General features: G+C 61.3%; 16 protein-coding genes and 3 pseudogenes. 17 read left to right on the top strand and 2 right to left on the bottom strand.

The window, feature by feature from the left end; translation table 11 throughout:
* The first annotated feature begins 222 nt into the window (after window positions 1–222).
* The gene (locus J6525_RS23285; protein ID WP_081334860.1) at window positions 223–501 is read left to right on the top strand and encodes a helix-turn-helix transcriptional regulator; all 279 of its coding nucleotides are present in this window, start codon (window positions 223–225) and stop codon (window positions 499–501) included.
* 3 nt (window positions 502–504) lie between these two features.
* A pseudogene (locus J6525_RS23290) lies at window positions 505–1397 on the top strand (replication initiator protein A).
* A 404-nt stretch (window positions 1398–1801) separates the two neighbouring features.
* On the opposite strand, the gene J6525_RS23295 reads toward J6525_RS23290, so the two are convergent.
* The gene (locus J6525_RS23295) at window positions 1802–2008 is read right to left on the bottom strand and encodes a hypothetical protein (RefSeq protein WP_225646453.1); all 207 of its coding nucleotides are present in this window, start codon (window positions 2006–2008) and stop codon (window positions 1802–1804) included.
* 575 nt (window positions 2009–2583) lie between these two features.
* Here J6525_RS23295 and J6525_RS23300 point away from each other — a divergent pair.
* The 4 genes and pseudogenes from J6525_RS23300 (at window position 2584) to J6525_RS23315 (ending at window position 6936) form a co-directional block, all read left to right on the top strand.
* The gene (locus J6525_RS23300; RefSeq protein ID WP_225646454.1) at window positions 2584–3048 is read left to right on the top strand and encodes a DUF2840 domain-containing protein; all 465 of its coding nucleotides are present in this window, start codon (window positions 2584–2586) and stop codon (window positions 3046–3048) included.
* A complete protein-coding gene (locus J6525_RS23305) occupies window positions 3045–3557 on the top strand; it encodes a S26 family signal peptidase (RefSeq protein ID WP_225646455.1) in 513 nt (170 codons plus the stop codon). The genes J6525_RS23300 and J6525_RS23305 overlap by 4 nt, the downstream gene beginning before the upstream one ends.
* Window positions 3554–4441 (top strand): annotated as a pseudogene (locus J6525_RS23310) (lytic transglycosylase domain-containing protein). The gene J6525_RS23305 and the pseudogene J6525_RS23310 overlap by 4 nt, the downstream one beginning before the upstream one ends.
* 374 nt (window positions 4442–4815) lie before the next feature.
* Window positions 4816–6936: a DUF3363 domain-containing protein gene (locus tag J6525_RS23315; protein WP_225646456.1), complete on the top strand. Its 2121-nt coding sequence runs from the start codon at window positions 4816–4818 to the stop codon at window positions 6934–6936.
* A gap of 526 nt (window positions 6937–7462) precedes the next feature.
* On the opposite strand, the gene J6525_RS23320 is transcribed toward J6525_RS23315, so the two are convergent.
* The gene (locus J6525_RS23320; protein WP_141340112.1) at window positions 7463–7693 is read right to left on the bottom strand and encodes a helix-turn-helix domain-containing protein; all 231 of its coding nucleotides are present in this window, start codon (window positions 7691–7693) and stop codon (window positions 7463–7465) included.
* Between the two features lie 82 nt (window positions 7694–7775).
* Here J6525_RS23320 and J6525_RS23325 point away from each other — a divergent pair, with 82 nt between their 5' ends.
* From J6525_RS23325 to J6525_RS23375, 11 genes and pseudogenes are all read left to right on the top strand, one after another.
* The gene (locus J6525_RS23325; protein WP_225646457.1) at window positions 7776–8054 is read left to right on the top strand and encodes a DNA -binding domain-containing protein; all 279 of its coding nucleotides are present in this window, start codon (window positions 7776–7778) and stop codon (window positions 8052–8054) included.
* A 500-nt stretch (window positions 8055–8554) separates the two neighbouring features.
* Window positions 8555–9147, top strand: a pseudogene (locus tag J6525_RS47535) (sugar ABC transporter substrate-binding protein).
* 672 nt (window positions 9148–9819) lie between these two features.
* Entirely contained in the window at window positions 9820–10290 is a 471-nt protein-coding gene (locus J6525_RS23335) for a phosphopyruvate hydratase family protein (protein ID WP_446471730.1), read from the top strand.
* A gap of 139 nt (window positions 10291–10429) precedes the next feature.
* Window positions 10430–11218, top strand: coding sequence for an SDR family NAD(P)-dependent oxidoreductase (locus J6525_RS23340; protein ID WP_225646458.1), 789 nt, complete (start codon window positions 10430–10432; stop codon window positions 11216–11218).
* Window positions 11219–11309: 91 nt separating this feature from the next.
* Window positions 11310–12326: a sugar ABC transporter substrate-binding protein gene (locus J6525_RS23345; protein WP_225646459.1), complete on the top strand. Its 1017-nt coding sequence runs from the start codon at window positions 11310–11312 to the stop codon at window positions 12324–12326.
* Window positions 12327–12390: 64 nt separating this feature from the next.
* Window positions 12391–12897 (top strand): hypothetical protein, encoded by a 507-nt coding sequence (locus J6525_RS23350; protein WP_225646460.1) that lies wholly within the window; start codon window positions 12391–12393, stop codon window positions 12895–12897.
* Window positions 12898–12910: 13 nt separating this feature from the next.
* Window positions 12911–14419, top strand: a complete 1509-nt coding sequence (locus J6525_RS23355) for a sugar ABC transporter ATP-binding protein (RefSeq protein WP_225646461.1) — start codon at window positions 12911–12913, stop codon at window positions 14417–14419.
* The gene (locus J6525_RS23360; protein ID WP_225646462.1) at window positions 14419–15414 is read left to right on the top strand and encodes an ABC transporter permease; all 996 of its coding nucleotides are present in this window, start codon (window positions 14419–14421) and stop codon (window positions 15412–15414) included. The genes J6525_RS23355 and J6525_RS23360 overlap by 1 nt, the downstream gene beginning before the upstream one ends.
* The gene (locus J6525_RS23365) at window positions 15411–16382 is read left to right on the top strand and encodes an ABC transporter permease (RefSeq protein ID WP_141340118.1); all 972 of its coding nucleotides are present in this window, start codon (window positions 15411–15413) and stop codon (window positions 16380–16382) included. The genes J6525_RS23360 and J6525_RS23365 overlap by 4 nt, the downstream gene beginning before the upstream one ends.
* 249 nt (window positions 16383–16631) lie before the next feature.
* Window positions 16632–16919: a UBP-type zinc finger domain-containing protein gene (locus tag J6525_RS23370; RefSeq protein ID WP_225646463.1), complete on the top strand. Its 288-nt coding sequence runs from the start codon at window positions 16632–16634 to the stop codon at window positions 16917–16919.
* A gap of 66 nt (window positions 16920–16985) precedes the next feature.
* Window positions 16986–17961, top strand: a 976-nt coding sequence (locus J6525_RS23375) for an aldehyde dehydrogenase family protein (protein WP_225646464.1), incomplete at its 3' end; no start/stop codon positions are given.

The raw sequence follows: 17961 nt of genomic DNA on the forward strand, positions 1-17961 counted from the left end.
CCCGAGCTCCGCTATCCGCGCGCTCGCCCGCGCAATCGCTGGTGGGCGGCTTCTATCGCAAGCTTCTGTGGCCCGGGCGCGAGGACGAACAGGCCTTCCGTAGGGGTATCGAAAATCACTCCGTCATCTTCGGCATCCCCCTAAGTGCTGCTACTCCGCGATGGTGGCCGTCGACGCGCGGCGAACCTCGTTCGCGCTCCAGACGATCACGGAGCTTTTCAAATGTCCGATCCGAACGCGGGTAAGACGCCGCGTTACCTACGAACGTCCGAAGCCGCGCGCTTTTTGAGTTTGTCCGGCCGCACTTTGGAGAAACATCGAACGTACGGAACCGGCCCGGAATATCACAAGATCGGTGGGCGTGTGGTCTACTCGGTAGCTGACCTGACAGCCTGGGCCGAACTGGGCAAGAAGAAATCGACTTCCGATCCCGGTACCGGCACCGTACTGCCCGCAAAACGGCATGCGCCAATTCCTTATGCAGGTAAAGAGCGGCGCTAAGCAATGTCCGTTAGCAAATCCTCGGCGCACCGCCGCCGTTCAGAGCGCGAGCGCATTCCCCCGTTTCGTGCGCATCCTGGCGATCTCGCGCCGCGCGATGCGCAGGATCTCATGGCTTATCCGTTCTTCTCACTCGCGAAGACAAATCGCATCGTGCCAATCGATTTCTGCGCCGGCGCGATCGTAATTCACGTCGATGCCATGCGGAAACGCGGCATGGCGGCCATTTCGGATGCAGATGTGCCGATCTGGGCCGTGCGCCAAATCGTCGAAGTCCGTGACACCGGTTTGAAAACGTCGCGCCTGATGGCTGCAACGCGTTACGAGATTTCGACCTTTGTCGCTCGCGACACCAGCGCGCGGAAATATGGCCGGCTAAAGACCGGGCTCGACAGACCGCAATCAATGACAGTGCAGACTTCGATCCGCCAGCCGACAGAATGGCGACCGCATCGTTGCTCCTGGATCAGCGAGTGGAAGGAGACGGTCGATGTCAACGGGCGTTCATTTGGTCTCGAGCTGATCCTACCTGATTGGTTCTATACGGGTGTGGTTGATCACGGGCTCCTGCTGACGATCGGTCGCACCCTATTTCAACCTGACAGGCGGACGCCTTTACTCGCTCGTGCGCAAGCACGGTGGGCGCCACCACGGCGGCTTGAGCTTCCCGACCTCTGTGGATTTCCATGCCAAGTCCGGCATTCTCTTGGAGCTCAAGCACTGCCGACGCCGTATGTCAGATCGTCTAACGCCAGACATTGCCCGGCTATCAGCTTGTGCTCACGCGCAATCCGAACGGTACCGAGCGGCTGAACTTCGTACCGAAGCTTGGTGGTCCCTTCACGGCGTGCCTGCGCATGCGCGGTCTCATTCCAAATTCGAAGAACAATCTCTGAATCAACTCGTGCTATCGAGGACCGCTACCCTCGTGCCCTCGGGGACCCAATCCTCCTGCTGTCGAGGTCCGAAATTGAGCTTAATTGCTTGCTTCTCCGCGCTTTACGACCGCGCTCACTTCACTAACCTACTAACCCCAACTTTTTTTGAACAAGCAGGCCACGCCTGCAGCGATGCCTCTTGCACTTGCTCTCCCACGCGCCACGCTTTCCTGCAATGCAACTGGTTTCTCGAACCTACAGATGCGGTCGCACGTAATACCGCGCGATCACCAAGGTCGGCGTCATCGTATTACACTCCTTGTGTTCCCTTGCGGCAGCTCGCTCGTCGAGGAGAACTCGCCGACATACGTGGTGGGCACCAAAGCCACCACATGCCGGAATCTGGAGAATGGGCGGTCAGGCTAACAAGCGCAAAGCTTGATGGCTTCAAGGCGGCCTGCCGATACGTCGCCGACCTTGAGCCCGAACGTGCCCAACGAGTCGCGGATCGCGTTCACCATATCCAGCAGCTTGCCGAGCAGCGCCGTCCGCCCGACCCGCAGCGCCCGCAACGTTTGCACGCTCTCCGGCCTGACGTGGACTGCGCGGAACCAGCCGGTCCGCATCATCTGCGCAATATCTTTGGTGTCGTTCCGGTAGGTCGCGTTCAGCGCCGCTTCGGCATGGCGCGTCTCGATGCAAAGCGCGGGGAGGCGCCTTTGGACGAGCGCCGTGAACAGCCATGCGCTGTACGAGAACGCTTCCAGGTCGAGGCGCTTGAGGTGGATTCCTCACTCTGCCAGGACCAGCTCGATTGCGTCAGGGGCCGTCTCAAGTGTCGTCCCCCGGACGAGCTTGCCGTCACCATCCACCACGCAAATGTTCGTCGCCTCCAGCGAGGCGTCGGGACCTGGATAGAAGTCCGCCGTTCGCTTTCACCGTCGATCGGCGCAGCGCGCCGCGCGCTCCGTTCGCGAATCATTGCGAGGCGTCGTCGCCGCAATGCGGCCGGCGAGGGGGCACAAGTCAGTACCCCGATTACCCGGAAATGCTCCGGATTTCGTCTAGCGGATCAGACCACGACTTGCATGAGACGTGACTGGCAACGCCGCGGCGCCAGTCTTGCTAACCTTCAGGAGCGTCACGCGTGCTTAACGACGCTCAAAGCATACGGCTCCCAGCTCGATCGTCGGGGAGCGGCAGCATGAGCGATCTCACCGAAGTGGAACTGCTGTGGCTCGAAAAGCGAATCGAAAACCGCATTCGGTTCGGTCGTATCGTCGAGGAACGGAAGATTGATCGTCATCGGCGCGTCCTATCGTTCGCGCCTGACAGCATCTTTGCATTTGTCCGTTGGACCTCCAACGACTTCGGTACGATCATTTCGCGGATCGACATCTTGCGCTCGGTCGCGCCGGGACAACGCTGCTCGACTGTGCCCTATGTGAAGCCCGGCGGAGAAATTTTGCTGCGGCTCTCCGGCTGGCCAAAGGTCGAACGCGTGCTGCAGATGATCGACGCAGTCGAGGCGCTCAGCATCGATCCCGTCGACGTCGCTCCAGATCACTGGCATCACGTCCACAACCGTTTATCCGTCAATGAAAACCCGCGTCCCTACACGAAAACCCGCCACCAGGCGTGGCTCCATCGCCGGAGAGTGACGCGATGAGACGCCGCATGATGACGTTGACAACGACGTTTGGGGTCGCCGCTGCGCTGGTCGGGACTATCGCTCGGGAGCCGCTTCCCCTCTACATCTGGAATGCACCGACAAGCGTGCCAACCGGTCTTTATCGTTTACGACCGGCAACGGGCTTCCAGGTTACCGAACTGGTCGCCGTTCAGCCGCCAGAGCCGCTTGCGACCTTCCTCGACCTTAACGGCTATCTGCCCATCGGCGTCCCAATGCTTAAACGGGTGCTCGCGCTGCCCGGACAGACTGTCTGCAGATCCGGCCTCACGATTTCGGTTGATGACATTACAGTCGGCGAGGCCCGCGATCGCGACGGACGCGGCCGGCCGCTGCCGAAATGGCGGGGCTGTCGCGTCGTCGGCAAAGACGAACTATTTCTGATGAACTGGCAGTCCAGCGACTCCCTGGACGGTCGATATTTTGGATTTATCCCGGCTTCCGCCGTAATCGGACGTGCGTTCCCAGTCTGGATGCGGGAGGAATGAGCGTGCGTGTTCCACGTGTTCACCTCGCCATTCCTTTGTTCGGTCCATTGCGGGACCATTCCCCCGTTCCGATCGATATCAAGGTCGACGCGCGCAGGGGCGGTCAAGGCCGGCCGAGCGGCCGGCACGAAGCAGCTTTACCCTGGACGGGCGCGAGCACGGTGGCCTGCTTAGCTCGATCCGTCGCGCGTGTGGTGCCCCTGGTGCTCCTTCTGACCGCATCGGGCAATGCTGCTTCAGCTGAGGACGGGCCGATCGCATTTCCAGCGATCCGTCAGGGCACACACTCGTTCGCGGGCTTCATCGACGAAGCCGCACAACGCTTTGCGATCCCGTCAGCATGGATACGTTCGGTGCTGAGCGTCGAAAGCGCGGGAGACGTGCATGCCAGATCGCCCAAGGGCGCAATTGGCCTGATGCAAATCATGCCGGCGACCTAGGGGCAACTTCGCAAGCGCTATAGTCTAGGCAGCAATCCTTACGATCCACACGACAACATTTTGGCTGGGGCTGCGTATCTGCGTGAATTGCTCGATCGCTATGGCTCGCCCGGTATGTTTGCGGCGTACAACGCGGGACCATCTCGCTATGAAGCGCTTCTTGCGGGCGACGCTTTGCCAGCCGAGACGCAAGCGTATGTGGCAAAGCTTGCAACTCTGCTTGGCATCGAATTGCCTGCGACGAGGACCGCCGGCAGGCGTCCATCGACGGCTGAAACGTTGTTCGTCGCATGGGTTGATCTGACCAGAATGCGCGATCGATCGGCAGAGCTCATGCCTTCGAGTGGCGCCAAGGCTGTAATCTCGGTGCACGATGTCTCGCCCATGGTCCCCCGGCCTATTGGTGTGTTCGTCCCTAGGTCGAAGGCGGGAGGATCGCAATGACCATATCGGCAGGTTCGCAAGCCATGGCTGCAACAGCGAGCAATTGGCGAAAGAGCGAGGAGAGCGCACAAGCACGACAGCTGGACTGCAAGATAAAGCGAACTGTCGTTCGCACCTCGCGGGCTCGGCAAGTGATTGTCTGCACATTGTCTTTGGCACCTTGCGAGGGCGATCTGACGGCGCTGTGCAATGTGCGCACGCTATCGTCTCAAGGAGATTCTCGTTTGCTTTCAAGTCCAGGATGGTTGCCGCGCGCAGCGTGCAGCGGTGGCTTGCCCCGCCGTCTCTGCACTGCCGCACCCCATTCTGCGACGCTTTCCGATTGATGATTTTGAGGTCTTGCGCGGCGTGACTCCCGCGCCGATCATCGCGTCATGGCGAGCGATGAGCACGACGATTTCCGCATCAGGCCGGGCCGCGCGCGCAACCGGGGCACGCGGGTCAACGCGCGCGATTTGCCCTTCCTGACCGAGGTGAAGATCGCCGTGCGCAAGGCCGGCGGCAACCCCAGGCAGATCGGCCGAGGCCGGGTATCGGCGGGCAGCCGGAACGGGCAGGGCAGCGGCCGTTTCAACGCGTGCGGCCGGGGCGCCAGGGTTTTGGCGTCCCTTCCTCGGGACGGCGGCGGCTGGCAGCGGGACTCCAGTGGTCGATTCCGCGCGCGGCGGGTCGTGGTCAAGGCGCGGGTAGTGAAGCTCAACCCGCAACGCGGTTCGCGCGGGCCGAAGATGCGCGGCGCGGCGAGCAAGGCGGCCGACGCGCATTTGCGCTACCTCGAGCGCGACGGGGTCACCCGCGACGGCGAGAAAGGCCGGGCTTATTCAGCCAGTGAGAACGAAGCGGACGGCAAGGCGTTCATCGAACGCGGACGTGAGGACCGCCACCAGTTCCGGTTCATTGTCGCGCCGGAAGATTCCATCGAGATGGCGGACCTGCGCGGCTTCACCCGCGACCTCATGCGCCAGATGGCAACCGATCTCGGCACCAGGCTCGACTGGATCGCCATCGATCATCACAACACCGGCCATCCGCACACTCATGTCATCGTCCGCGGGGTGCTCGATGATGGCCGCATCCTCAACATTGCCGGTGATTATATCGCTCGTGGCGTTCGCCATCGGGCAAGTGAACTAGTCACGCTCGAACTTGGCCCGCAGACCGAGATCGAGCTTCAGAACAAGCTCCACACCGAGGTGCAGGCCGAGCGCTGGACCCGGCTCGACAGGATGCTGGCCTCCGAGCAGCGCGACCAGGGCGTCATCGATCTCAGGCCCGGCGAGGGGGCGAGCTATCTCGTCCGCGAGAACCGCGCCAACCTGATCGGGCGCGTCCGCCAGCTAGAACGGTATGGGCTCGCCAGCGAGATCGAGCCGGGACGCTGGACGCTCTCGGATAAGGCCGAGCGGACCTTGCGGGAGCTCGGCGAGCGCGGCGACATCATCAAGACCCTGCACCGGGCGCTCGCCGAGCATGGCATCGCCGACGAGCGCGGGCCCAGCCAATACGTCACCCATGGCAGGCAGATCGCCGAGCCGGTCGTCGGCCGGGTGCTGGCCAAGGGACTGGCCGGCGACGAGATGAGCGACCGGCTGCATCTCGTCATCAACGGCGTGGACGGGCGCACCCACTATGTCGAGACGGCCGATCCGACCAGGCTGGACGAGATCAAGCGCGGCCACATCGTCGCGCTCGATCCGGTGCTGACCACAGCGGAGCCACGGGCCGCGGACCAGAACATCCGCGACATGGCGGCCATGAACGGTGGCCTCTACCGGCCGAGCGAGCATCTGGAGGCCGCGCGCCCGCAGATCGAACGCTTCAAGGGCGATCCGGACGCGTTCATCCGCTCTCACGTTCGCCGGCTCGAAGCCCTGCGCCGCGCCGGCCATGTCGAGCGCATCGACGCCGACCACTGGAAAATCCCCCACGACATTGCCGAACGCGGCATGGCCCATGACGCCCCTGGCCGGCCGAAGGACTTCGCCATTCGCACGCTCTCCACGCTCGATCTTGAACGCCAGATCTGTAGCGACGGCGCGACCTGGCTCGACCGAGAACTGGCCTCACCCAACCGGACGCCGCTCGCGGCGGCGGGCTTTGGCCGGGAGGTCACGGGCGCGATGGAGCGTCGCCGCCATGCCCTCGTCGATCAGGGGCACGCCACCCGGCTCGCCGATGGCCGCGTTCGCGCGCCGAACGACCTGATCGCCCGCCTTGAGGCGACCGAGATTAGTCGCGTCGGGAAGCAGATGGCGGCCGAGCGCGGGCTGACTTACACGCCGGGCAAGCCGGGCGAGTTCGTCGCCGGCAGGCTTGCGGGCGTCGCCACGCTCGCCAGCGGGCGCTTTGCCATGATCGAGGATGGCCTCGGCTTCCAGCTCGTGCCCTGGCAGCCTGTGCTCGACAAGCGCATCGGCCAGCACATCAGCGGTGTGATGCGCGACAGCGGTGGCATCGAATGGGGTTTCGGTCGGAAACGTGGGCTTGGGCTGTGAGCTGGACCCCCTTTGCCAGCCGCCGGCCGTCCTCCGACAGGCGGAGCGTGGACGAGGGGGTGGCAACTTGGGCACGGTGGCTAGATCGCTCACCCGCGGCGTCTGGCAGCGAGAGCATTGGATCTGGAGCCACGGACAAATGCGGTTGATGACCTAATCGATTGACGGCGAGGGAGAGGCCGGCGCTCATCAGCCCCCCATCTTTTTGTTCCAAATTCCGGGGCCGCGAGATCATCGGCCTCGCGGATCACTGCCTCGCCGGCGGCGGGCTTCTTGGCCGATCGACTGTCGCCATCCTTGGGCCCCGCGCCAGTTCCATCGTCAGCACCGCGCAATCGCCGCGGGTCTGGGGGTTGGGTGACGTTTCGGGACGATCGGGGTCTTCGAACCGCGAACGCAGCATACGCATTCGATGATCAGAGAACCGAACTTCTGCTGATGAAGCTGCCTTCAGCAGCGAGCACCTGAAGGATTGGTACGGACTTGGCCGGCACCACTTCAGAAGCGTCATCGGTCCGCCGATCCGCTATCGAGGCTTCGTCCTTTTGCTGACCGGCTTGAAGAATTCTGCCGGTTCAACATCAAGGACAGCAGAAAATTTGCCAATGATTTCCAAACCTACGTAGGTGATGCCCCTTTCCATCTTGCTCACATGAGCGCGGTCGACGGCGGCCTCGTGGGCCAGCTCTTCCTGGGAAATCCCCCGCTGGTGCCGAATGCGGCGCAAGTTCGTTGCGAAAAGCTGACGCAGATCCATTGCGCCAGCCAACCGGCTTGTGGTTTATTAACCCACGGCTTTAAAACCGAATTCGTGGGGTGCAAGTGGATGGGAGGACCCTATGCCTGATGAGCTGAACCGCCGCCCCGGTGTTGCGGCAATTGCGCCTGCCGATCCGGCCTTAACCCCCTATGACCACGCCCACCGTATGACTTATCTCAGGTTGCTTGACGCTCACGCTGAAGGTACCGACTGGCGCGAGGTCGTGCGAATTGTGTTGTCGATCGATCCTGATCGAGAGCCGGAACAGGCGCGCGAAACGTTTGATAGCCATCTAGCCCGAGCCAAGTGGATGACGGAACAAGGCTACAGGCACCTGTTGAAAGGTGCATTTAGATAACCGGTCGTGAATGGGCGGTACCTATGGCCATTGGTTTACTTTCGCAATGGTCTCAAACATCCCCACAGCGCCCCCGCCAAACGGACTGAGGGCTTCCGCTTTCGCCTTTGCCCACTCGATCCATGCCCTCAACGTGTGATCTGAGACCGTGACGTCACCCTCGGTCGCTAGCCGAGCCTCGGGTTTACAGGTTGCGAGGCTTTGGCGGCTGCAGCTCTCATTTTTTCTAGGAACGACACCTTGCTATCCTCACGGTGACATTACGCAGCTTGTTCGGATTGTAGCGCCTCGCGGCCAGCGTGCGCCGCGGCCGGCTCCCAGAATGCGCCATCCGTCATGCCGACAAGTACGCGAGGTGGATATGGGTGGCACGCTGACGATTGTCGATGCGAACTGGGATGCTGGTGAGCAGAGCAAGCAGATCGCGTCGTTTGTTGGATCCAAGCCGGACGCTTTGTTTGTTTGTCGTTCCGGTTGACCCCGTAGGTATATCGCGGGCGGTGCAGGCGGCGACGGACGCGCGTATTCCAACGTTCCTGTGCGATGGATCGATTCCGGGCGTGCCCGCAAATTCGGCTTCGGTGCACAATCATTTTGGCATGGGTTCTGCCGCTGCCGAGTACATCTGCAAGCGACTCAAGGAAAAAAGCAAAATTGCCGCCATCCACCTGTATTCCAACGAAGCGTGGAGCGCGCGGTCAGACGGAATGAGGTTTGTACTCTCCGGCTATCCCGAGATTCGGGTCATTGCGGAGATAGCATATTCGCTGACTGGTTCAGCGACACCTCGACAGGCGGTCGAGCACATGCTGACGACACACCCGGACATAACGCGATCTGGAGCGCGTGGGATGGTGGAGCGATCGGCGCCGCACATGCGATCGGGGCGCTCGGTCGAAAGGACATTGTCGCAACGGGTATTGATGGCGGCAGTGAAGCATTCGAACACATCAAGAGTGGCTCTACATTCTGTTTCACAATCGCCCAAAGCTTCTACGAGCAAGTGTACTGGAATGTCTACTATGCGCACGAAGTGCTCGCTGGGCGGCGCTCGCCACGGCATGATCATCAATCCCGCATTTGCTGCGGATGAGAGAGACCTGTCGCGAAATGTTCCGCACGACTATGACCGGCGTGGCGTGGCGGATAGGCTTGGTTGGCGGCGCGTCCCCTAGGAGTTGCGCGGAGTAGTTCGGCCAGTAGTCAAATGGCACCCGAATTGATCAGAATGAGCACCAAATTGATCAATGTGTCGTACTGCTAAGCGGGTATTCTAACCCCGTTGAGGTTGGCCCAGATCGGAAGACATCAGGGCTCCCTCATCACCCAAACGTGGCAAATATGCTCTCGCACTCCCGCCTGCGTATTTCCGCTTTACCATTGTCAACATCAATGAGCTGTTCGAGCTCGAGCAGCCGCTCCACGCCAAACGGTGCCTCCCCGGGTACATAGACAAAACTGCCCCCCAAAATGACCGGAATTGGTCCGAAAATGATCAGTCACGATCGTGGCTGATGTCTCTAATAGGAGCGGGAGGGAAGGCGCGGAAAAAACGGAAGAAGAAAGCGCGCATTGTTCGGGAGGGAGTAATGCACGCTTTGTGCCTGTGCGGGTGGAGCCGTGAGCTGCTCATTGGAACCGCGACGCATAATTTCTGCTGGCTTCGCAGAGACCGTAAGCCTGATGTCCGGGTCGAACTTCCGATCAGAGGGGAGTTCTTACGCATGCTCGCTGCTTTACGGCAGCCGTCGGTGATCGCGTTCAGGTGATCGGTGATGACTATCTCGTCACCAATGCCGATCTCGTGGAGCAGGCGGCAGCAGCGCGAGCCGTCAACGCCGTGCTTCTCAAAGTGAATCAAGCAGGAACGGTCAGCGAGACCTTTGCGGCCTGCCAGGTGGCTCGCCGCGCCGGGTTTGGTACCATCGTCTCGGCGCGCTCTGGGGAGACTGAGGACTTCGCGATTGCGCACCTCGCCGTCGGATGGGACGCCGGTCAGCTGAAAGTCGGATCGTTCGCGAGATCCGAGCGCATGGCGAAATGGAACGAGGTTCTCCGGATCGAGGAAGCGCTCGGCGCGAAGATGGTCCGTGCTGCGGGGCGGGAGAGGCGCGCTGGACGCGGCGTCCTCGCGCACCAGCACCGCACGTGCCCCACATGCTGCAGCAGGTGCCGCATCAACAGCAACGCCCCAGCCAGGCTCGACATCGATAAGGCATTGATAGGCAATAACTGAGATCACCAGACGTAAAATGGCACGTGCTTTACGAATGAAAACCTGATCGCGGCGCTCGTACGATTGAGAACCAAAAAAGTCAAACAACGGCGTGCGCGTGGCGAGCCACATGACTTCAATAGGAGAAGGGAGAAACCAAATGCCCGGGCGGCTCAACCATCAGAGCATCATTGTCACTGGAGCCGGTCGCGGCATTGGTGCGGAACTGGCGCAAACCTTTGCCGCCGAGGGAGCGAAGGTTGTTGTCGCGGACGTCAACCAGGGCAATGCAGCCAATGTCGCAAACCGCATCATGGCAAGCGGCGGGTCAGCGATATCGGTTGAAGTCGACGTCCGCAAACGGGACAGCATTCGCGCGATGATCTCAGCGGCGGTCAAGGAATTCGGCGGCCTGGACACGATCGTCAACAACGCCGGCATCGCGCAGGTCCGGAGCTTCCTCGACATCTCGGACGAGGATTGGGACACCATGCTTGAGGTAAACGCGCGCGGCGTCCTGATCTGCATGCAGGAATCGATCAAGCAGATGCTGGCCCAGGGGCACGGCGGGTCGGTTATCAATATGTCGTCGATCGCCGGCAAGCAGGGATACCCGACCCAGGCACACTACTGCGCCAGCAAGTTCGGCGTCGTCGCGCTAACCCAGGCCGCTGCGAAGGCGTTCGGGCCGAACCGCATCCGTGTCAACGCAATCTGCCCAGGCATTGTCGCGACGGATATGTGGAAGATGATTGACCAGGGCTTCCGCGACGCCGGGCTGACGAAGGAAGAGAATGAGGCGTTCAACGGCTATGTCGCGCTGACGGCGTTAGGACGCCCCTCGACGCCCGCTGATTTGACAGGTGTGGCGGTCTATCTGGCTTCGCACGAGTCCGACTACATGACCGGCCAGACGCTGCTCGTCGAAGGGGGGCTGGTCTTCGATTGAGCGCCCTGTGCGCCGTCATTCGGGCGTCTCGTGAAGCGGTCAGCCGATGCTGCCCAAGACAACAAACAATTCAACCAGGAGGAGGAAATTCATGCAAAACAATGACGCGGTGTCCGGCCTGAGCCGGAGAGATGTCCTGGGCGCGGGCGCTGGCGTCGCCCTGGCCGCAACGCTTGGCAAGCCAGGATTGGCCGTCGCGAAGAGTCCCAAGGACCTCAATTTCAGCTTGTCGGTGCCATTCACCGGTCAAGATTCGTTCCGTCACATCATCGCCGGGTACAAGGATGCTGTTGCCAAGCTGGGAGGAACTCTGACGATTGCTGACTCGAACTGGGATGTCAAAAAGCAGACTGATCAGATCGCTTCCTTCGTTGCATCAAAGCCTGACGCTCTGTTTGTCCTGCCGGCTGATCCGGCGGCGGTCTCGAAGGCCGTGGTGGCGGCCACGGAAGCGGGGATCCCGACCTTCCTGTGCGACAGCTATGTACCCGGTGCCACCGTCAATTCCGTTTCAATGCACAACAACTTCGGCATGGGAGCGGCGACGGCCGAGTACATTTGCAAGCGGCTCAATGGAAAGGGGCGCATCGCTATCGTCAATCTGCCCTCGAACGAGGCGTGGGATATGCGCTCGCATGGAATGAGGTTCGTGCTCTCCCGCTATCCTGACATCAAGGTGGTGGCTGAGTGGGCGTTCTCGCTCACCGGCTCGGTCACCCCCCGGCAGGCGGTCGACAACATGCTCACGGCGCATCAGGATATCGATGCAATCTGGAATGCCTGGGACGGCGCGGCGATTGGCGCCGCACTGGCGATCCGCGCCGCAGGGCGCGAAAACATCTTTGTGACCGGCATCGACGGTGGAAAGCAGGCGTTCGAGTACATCAAGAGCGGCACGGCGTTTTGTTACACCATTGCACAGAGCTTCTACGAGGAAGCATATCTCAGCGTCTATTGCGCGCACGAAGTCCTCGCCGGTCGGCCGGCACCGCGCATCATCGTCAATGCTGCCTACGGAGTGACAAAGGAGATGTTGTCGGGCGACATCCCCGACGACTACGACCAGCCCGGCGTGGCGGCGAAGCTCGGCTGGCAGCGCATTCTTTAGGCGTTTGGCTCGACTTCACGCGCAGGGGGAAGCCCCCGGCTTTGCCGGGGGCGGGGGGCAAGCAATGGGTCTTTCGAACATGGACATCGTGCCTTGGGCCGCAGCGATGCTCCAGGTGCCGCTGGTTGTGATCGGCTGCTTCAGGCGTCGGTCGGTCGCCATTGCGATGACAATATGTGCCGCTCTTGCCTTGGCGTCTGTCGGATTCGCTCTTGGGACTGGGGCGGCTGCTCTCGAGGCGATGTCCTCGATTGGCGTGTTCATGATCGGGTGTCGCATGATGGTCTGGTCATTCAGGAACAGCCGCCTGCTCGCCAGAGACGCCATCGGAATGCGCATGAGCCGTCGTGCTGCGGACTGGCTGGCGCGCAATGATCTATCGTTTTCTGCAACCGTTTTTAAGCAGGTGATCCATTCGCTCGAGACGGTGCTCTCACTGAACCTTAGGTCCACGCAGGTCACAAAGTTGCGGATGGAGTTCGTGAAAATCGATCGCTGCGAACGAAGCGCGGTGAGGCCGAGGTCGGCGCGCGACCAGGTGACCGCGTATCCGGTCTGCATCGGTTTTTGAAGAGGGTGAGAAAGTGACTGATCTCGTTCTGAGCATGACCGGAATTGAGAAGCGATTCGGACCGGTGCTTGCGCTCGATTCGGTCGATTTTTCGCTCCAGCGCGGTGAAATTCATGCGCTCCTTGGCGTCAATGGTGCCGGCAAGTCGACGCTCGTGAAGATCCTTTCTGGGGTCTACGTGAAGGATGCCGGGGAGATCGAGATCGAAGGGCAGAGAGTCGAGTTCTCGACACCGCGCGATGCGATCGAGCAGGGCATTGCATCGGTTCAACAACACCCGGAACTCGTCGACGACCTGTCCGGCTACGAGAACATCTTCCTTGGCCAGGAGGCCAGACGTCCAGGCCTCTTCAAGCGGATCGATCGTCATGGAATGCGAGGCCGGGCCGAGGCCCTGCTGCGTCGCTTCCCTGTCACGGCCAGCCTGGCGCTGCCGGTGGAAGCGCTGCCGTCGGTTGAGAAAGAGATTGTTGCCGTTCTTCATGCGCTGCGTCGTGACGATATCAAGATCCTGATTCTTGATGAGCCGACATCGACCTTGACGGAGCGCGAGAAGGCCCAACTCTTCAAAATGATGCGCGCGCTCAAGACGGCTGGCATTGCCATCATCTACATCACGCACCGTCTTGAGGAAGTCTTCGACATTGCCGATCGCTTTACGATATTTCGAGGCGGCCGGAGAATTGCGACGCTAACGTCCCGGGATGCATCGCAGCGAGGCGTGTCGATTGCCGAGCTGATGCTCGACGGCACAATTGGGGAGCTCTACCCGCCCAAAGCCGCGGGGAAGCGTGGTGAGACCCTTCTTGATGTGCGACAGCTGTCGCAGCCAGGCGCCTACCAGGACATCAGCTTTTCGGTTCGACGCGGCGAAATCCTTGGAATCTTCGGTCTCGTTGGCTCTGGGATCGACGAGCTGGCGAAGGCGTTGTTCGGCGTCACTCATCCGGCCTCTGGCGAAATCCGGTTGATGGGTGAATCGGTGAAGCTGGCGGGGCCCCGTGACGCACTACGTCGGGGCGTCTTCCTTCTTCCGGGAGATCGGAAGACCGAAGGCTTGACGCTGACGCGCAGCGTAACCTTCAACACCACGCTGGCCAATCCCGGGCGGGCCTCTCGGATGGGCGGCCTCACCCGCTTCGGGCGCAATCGCGAGGTGGCAGCGACGCTAGCCAAGCAGGTCGCGCTGCACCCGCCGCAGCTCTGGCAGGTCGCCTCGGCCTTCAGCGGCGGCAATCAGCAAAAGATCGTGCTTGCGAAGGGTCTGTTTTGCCAGGCGGATGTCTACATCTTCGTCGAGCCGACCGTGGGCGTCGATATTGGTGCCCGAGCAAAGCTCTACGGTCTTATTCGCGGGTTGAGCGCGAGGGCGGCAGTGGTGGTGATGTCGTCGGATTGCGATGAGGTCTTTGGCCTGTCCGATCGCGTGATGGCGCTGCACCGCGGTCGCGCACCTCTCGATCCTGTCGAGACCATCACTTGCGGCCAGCTCCTCGCCGCCGGAATTATGGGAGCGCGATAATGACCGCCTGGAGAGTGCCACCTATCGTATGGCGACTGGTCGCCTTCGTCGGATTGCTTGTCGTCATTGGGGCCGTGTTCCGGTCGCAGGCGCCCGCCTATCTAACCAGCGGAAATCTTCACGCGCTGTTCCGGCATATGGCGATCCAGGGGGTGGTTGCCGTTGGCCTCACCTTCGTGATCGTTGTCAGGCACTTCGATCTGTCTTTGCCAGGCGTCGCGTCCTTCGGAGCGATGACGCTGGGCTTCCTCATCAGCAAGGATGCCGGCCTGCCGGTCTGCATTCTCGGGTGCGCCGGGATCGGGCTCGGCTGCGGGTTAATTAGTGGACTTGCGGTGGGCGTCCTGCGCTTGCCCGATGTCGTTGCAACGATCGCAATGGGCTCGATCGCTTATGGCCTGTCATTCATCTACAACGACGGCGCGTCGTTCTCGGATAACTTCTTCAGTTCCGGAATCCTCGATCTCAATGATCGGGCCTATTTCTCCGTTGATGCCCCGGTGTTCATTCTGGGGATGATCGCCTTGGGAGCCGCAGTCGTCTTGCACATGACACGCTTCGGTCAGGCTTTCTATGCCACTGGCGAGAACCAAACCTCGGCCAGATTCTCCGGAATTCCAGTGCGGGGCTATGTCGCTGCCGCGTTTGCCATCTGCGGTGCATTGACGTGCCTGGCGATGGTGTTGCACGTGGCATCGTCCGGCGTGGCCAACGTCTCATCCGGAAATCAGATCCTGATGCCGGCCTACGCGGCTGTGTATCTCGGAGCGGCGCTGTTCGGGGCCGCTTCGGTGCCGGCGACGCTGGCCGGCGCGCTTCTGATGTCGGCTCTGCTCAACGGCTTCACGCTCCTCACCGTCCCGTACTACTACAGCGACGCCGTCGTCAGCGCCGTGCTGATGATGGCGATCGCGGTCTTCGATCCGCGGCTGTTGGCCTCCTTGCGGCCGCTCGTCTCGCTCTTTCCGCGCAAGGCTTTGCAGAGGTCCGCATGAGCTACAGCCTTGTTCAACCCGGTGGACCGGAAGCCGGCGCGCGCCAATTCCTCGTGCGCTACGGGCTGGTGGTGCTTCTTGTGGCGTTGTCCGCCGTTTTCGGTTGGCTCCGGCCAAGCTTTGTGAGTCTCGGCAACCTATCCGACCTGCTGCAGTCAACCGGCATCGCTGCGATCATGTTCCTGGGCTTGACCTGGGTTCTCGCAGCCGGCGAGATCGATGTCAGCTTCGTGGCTGTCGCTGCTCTTGCAAACATGGTGGTGGCGGGCTTGGTCTCAGCAGGTGCTGGCTGGCCCCTGGCTTCGGCGATGGCTCTTGGCGCCAGCCTTCTGGTCGGCGCTGTCAACGGCGTTCTGATCGCATATCTTGGGTTGCCGGCCTTGGTGACGACAGTTGCGACCGGGGGAATCGTCGCGGCGCTGGCTGCCGCAATTGGCCATGGATCATCGATCGCATTGAGCTCGACTGGCTTTGTCGGCTCGATCCTCGCAACCAAGATCGGAATCGTGCCGCTGATCACGGTGATTGCCTTGTCGTTGTACGGCGGGGCCTGGTTCCTGCAGGAGCGCCTCGTGTTCGGCCATTACATGTATGCGTTGGCGAAGAACCGTAATGCCGTGATCGAAGCTGGCGTTCCGGCCGCGCGCCTGCTCGCCATCCTTTGCATGATCTCGAGCGCGTGCAGCGGGCTCGCAGGCATCCTGCTCGCTGCCGAATTGTCGTCCGGACAGCCTTCCATCGCCAGCTCTTTCTTCCTTGACGGCCTCACGGCATCGCTCCTGGGCGGAGTGATGCTCAAGCTCGGGAAGCCCAATGTCATTGGGACGATTTTCGGCGTTCTGATTTTGGCCGTGCTGGTGAGCGGCGCCGCTCTGCTCGGATGGACCGATACGCAGAGGCAAATCATCAAGGGCCTGTTGCTGCTTGTCGGAATCACGGCCGTGGTTTGGGCACGGCCGCGCATGTGAGCCGCCGGCCACGAGTGCCATCCGCCCCGCGCTTGAGGTGTCGAACCATTGCAATGCGCCGCGAAGGTGCGAGGACGGACGGGCATCGAGGCATTCCGGCATTTCAACAGCCGAAACGCACTTCGGCAAGATCGTGATCGAGCACGAGGGCAAGTTGACGACCGTCAAGGCAGGCCAGCCGGCCTGCACGCTATGCTATCATTGAAGTAGAACAGACATTGAGTTTGGAATGGCACAAGGCGCAGGCATTTGGCGGGAATTCGCGACGTCGTTCCCAGTGCCCTTGGGTGCGAAGAATGCCTGCAACTGGGCGATCCATGGCTGCATCTGCGCGTCTGCCGAACCTGCGGTCATGTCGGTTGCTGTGATCAATCGCCCAACCGCCACGCGACGAAGCATTTTCATGCAACCAATCACCCGATCATTGAAGCCTATGATCCGCCCGAAGGCTGGGGCTGGTGTTACGTTGATGAAATCATGTTTGACTTATCGGATCGGCCGACGCCGCAAAGAGGTCCGATCCCGAGATTTTACTGATGCCATGCCGCGCTGCAGGTGGGCTGTGAAGGCGTGGGCAATGCCCGGCCTAGGCGAGACCGACTGATGGCGCATGATGCTTTGACGGCCCCACGATGGAGCATCGTCATTGTCGGTGACGAAAGCCAATCTGGTAAGGTGAAGGACATGGCCGCGCGTACTGCCAAACGGAATTCCGATCGAGGCGAAGCCACAAAACAGCCTGGCGCGAGAGTTCAAACGATAGACCTGCAACCTTATGACCACTTCGAGCTGCTTCCGATCGCTGGCGACTGGCGCCACGGCCGGGCAGAAAGCAGGTTGGTTGACACAAATCCTTATACCGACGATGTCCTCCTCGAAATCAAGCAGGCCGATCGCAGCGATCTTGATGCGGCATTTGCAGGGGGTGCCAAGGCTCAGGTGGAGTGGGCTGCCTCAGCACCGCCCGCCCGAGCGCACGTATTTCGTCGGGCAGCAGAGATCATGGAAGCGCGCCGCGGCGAAATCGTCGATTGGCTGATCAGTGAATCCGGCAGCACGCGGCTCAAGGCGAACCTCGAGTGGGAAGTGACTCATACCGTCATGCTTTGGGCCACCTCGGTGCCGCATGCCGTCGAAAGCCGCGTCATTCCGTCCGACATTCCGGGCAAGGCAAATCAGGTGCGGCGCAAACCGGTCGGCGTTGTCGGCGCGATCAGTCCGTGGAACTGGCCGCTCCACCTGAGCAACCGCACCATCGCGCCGGCGCTGGCGGTGGGAAATGCCGTCGTGGTGAAGCCGGCGAGCGATACGCCGGTGACGGGGGGATTACTGTTAGCGAAAATTTTCGAGGAAGCCGGCCTGCCGGCGGGTCTCCTCAACGTCGTGGCCGGCGCGGGCAGCGAAATCGGCGACGCTTTCGTCAGTCATCCCGTTCCGCGGGTGGTTTCGTTTACCGGCTCGACGCCAGTCGGCCGCAACATCGCGGAACTTGCAGCGAAGGCGCCGATCATCAAGCGTGTTGATCTGGAGCTCGGTGGTAATGCTCCCTTCGTTGTGCTCGCGGACGCCGACCTGGATC

Source organism: Bradyrhizobium australafricanum (genome assembly GCF_020329495.1).
Lineage (GTDB): Bacteria > Pseudomonadota > Alphaproteobacteria > Rhizobiales > Xanthobacteraceae > Bradyrhizobium > Bradyrhizobium australafricanum.

Excerpts from the sequence above, each read along its gene's own strand:
- J6525_RS23365 (WP_141340118.1), top strand. The coding sequence starts at position 15,411 with ATGAGCTACAGCCTTGTTCAACCCGGTGGACCGGAAGCCGGCGCGCGC.
- J6525_RS23285 (WP_081334860.1), top strand. The coding sequence starts at position 223 with ATGTCCGATCCGAACGCGGGTAAGACGCCGCGTTACCTACGAACGTCC.
- J6525_RS23300 (WP_225646454.1), top strand. The coding sequence starts at position 2,584 with ATGAGCGATCTCACCGAAGTGGAACTGCTGTGGCTCGAAAAGCGAATC.
- J6525_RS23325 (WP_225646457.1), top strand. The coding sequence starts at position 7,776 with ATGCCTGATGAGCTGAACCGCCGCCCCGGTGTTGCGGCAATTGCGCCT.
- J6525_RS23340 (WP_225646458.1), top strand. The coding sequence starts at position 10,430 with ATGCCCGGGCGGCTCAACCATCAGAGCATCATTGTCACTGGAGCCGGT.
- J6525_RS23345 (WP_225646459.1), top strand. The coding sequence starts at position 11,310 with ATGCAAAACAATGACGCGGTGTCCGGCCTGAGCCGGAGAGATGTCCTG.
- J6525_RS23350 (WP_225646460.1), top strand. The coding sequence starts at position 12,391 with ATGGGTCTTTCGAACATGGACATCGTGCCTTGGGCCGCAGCGATGCTC.
- J6525_RS23320 (WP_141340112.1), bottom strand. The coding sequence starts at position 7,693 with ATGGATCTGCGTCAGCTTTTCGCAACGAACTTGCGCCGCATTCGGCAC.
- J6525_RS23305 (WP_225646455.1), top strand. The coding sequence starts at position 3,045 with ATGAGACGCCGCATGATGACGTTGACAACGACGTTTGGGGTCGCCGCT.
- J6525_RS23315 (WP_225646456.1), top strand. The coding sequence starts at position 4,816 with ATGGCGAGCGATGAGCACGACGATTTCCGCATCAGGCCGGGCCGCGCG.
- J6525_RS23295 (WP_225646453.1), bottom strand. The coding sequence starts at position 2,008 with ATGATGCGGACCGGCTGGTTCCGCGCAGTCCACGTCAGGCCGGAGAGC.
- J6525_RS23360 (WP_225646462.1), top strand. The coding sequence starts at position 14,419 with ATGACCGCCTGGAGAGTGCCACCTATCGTATGGCGACTGGTCGCCTTC.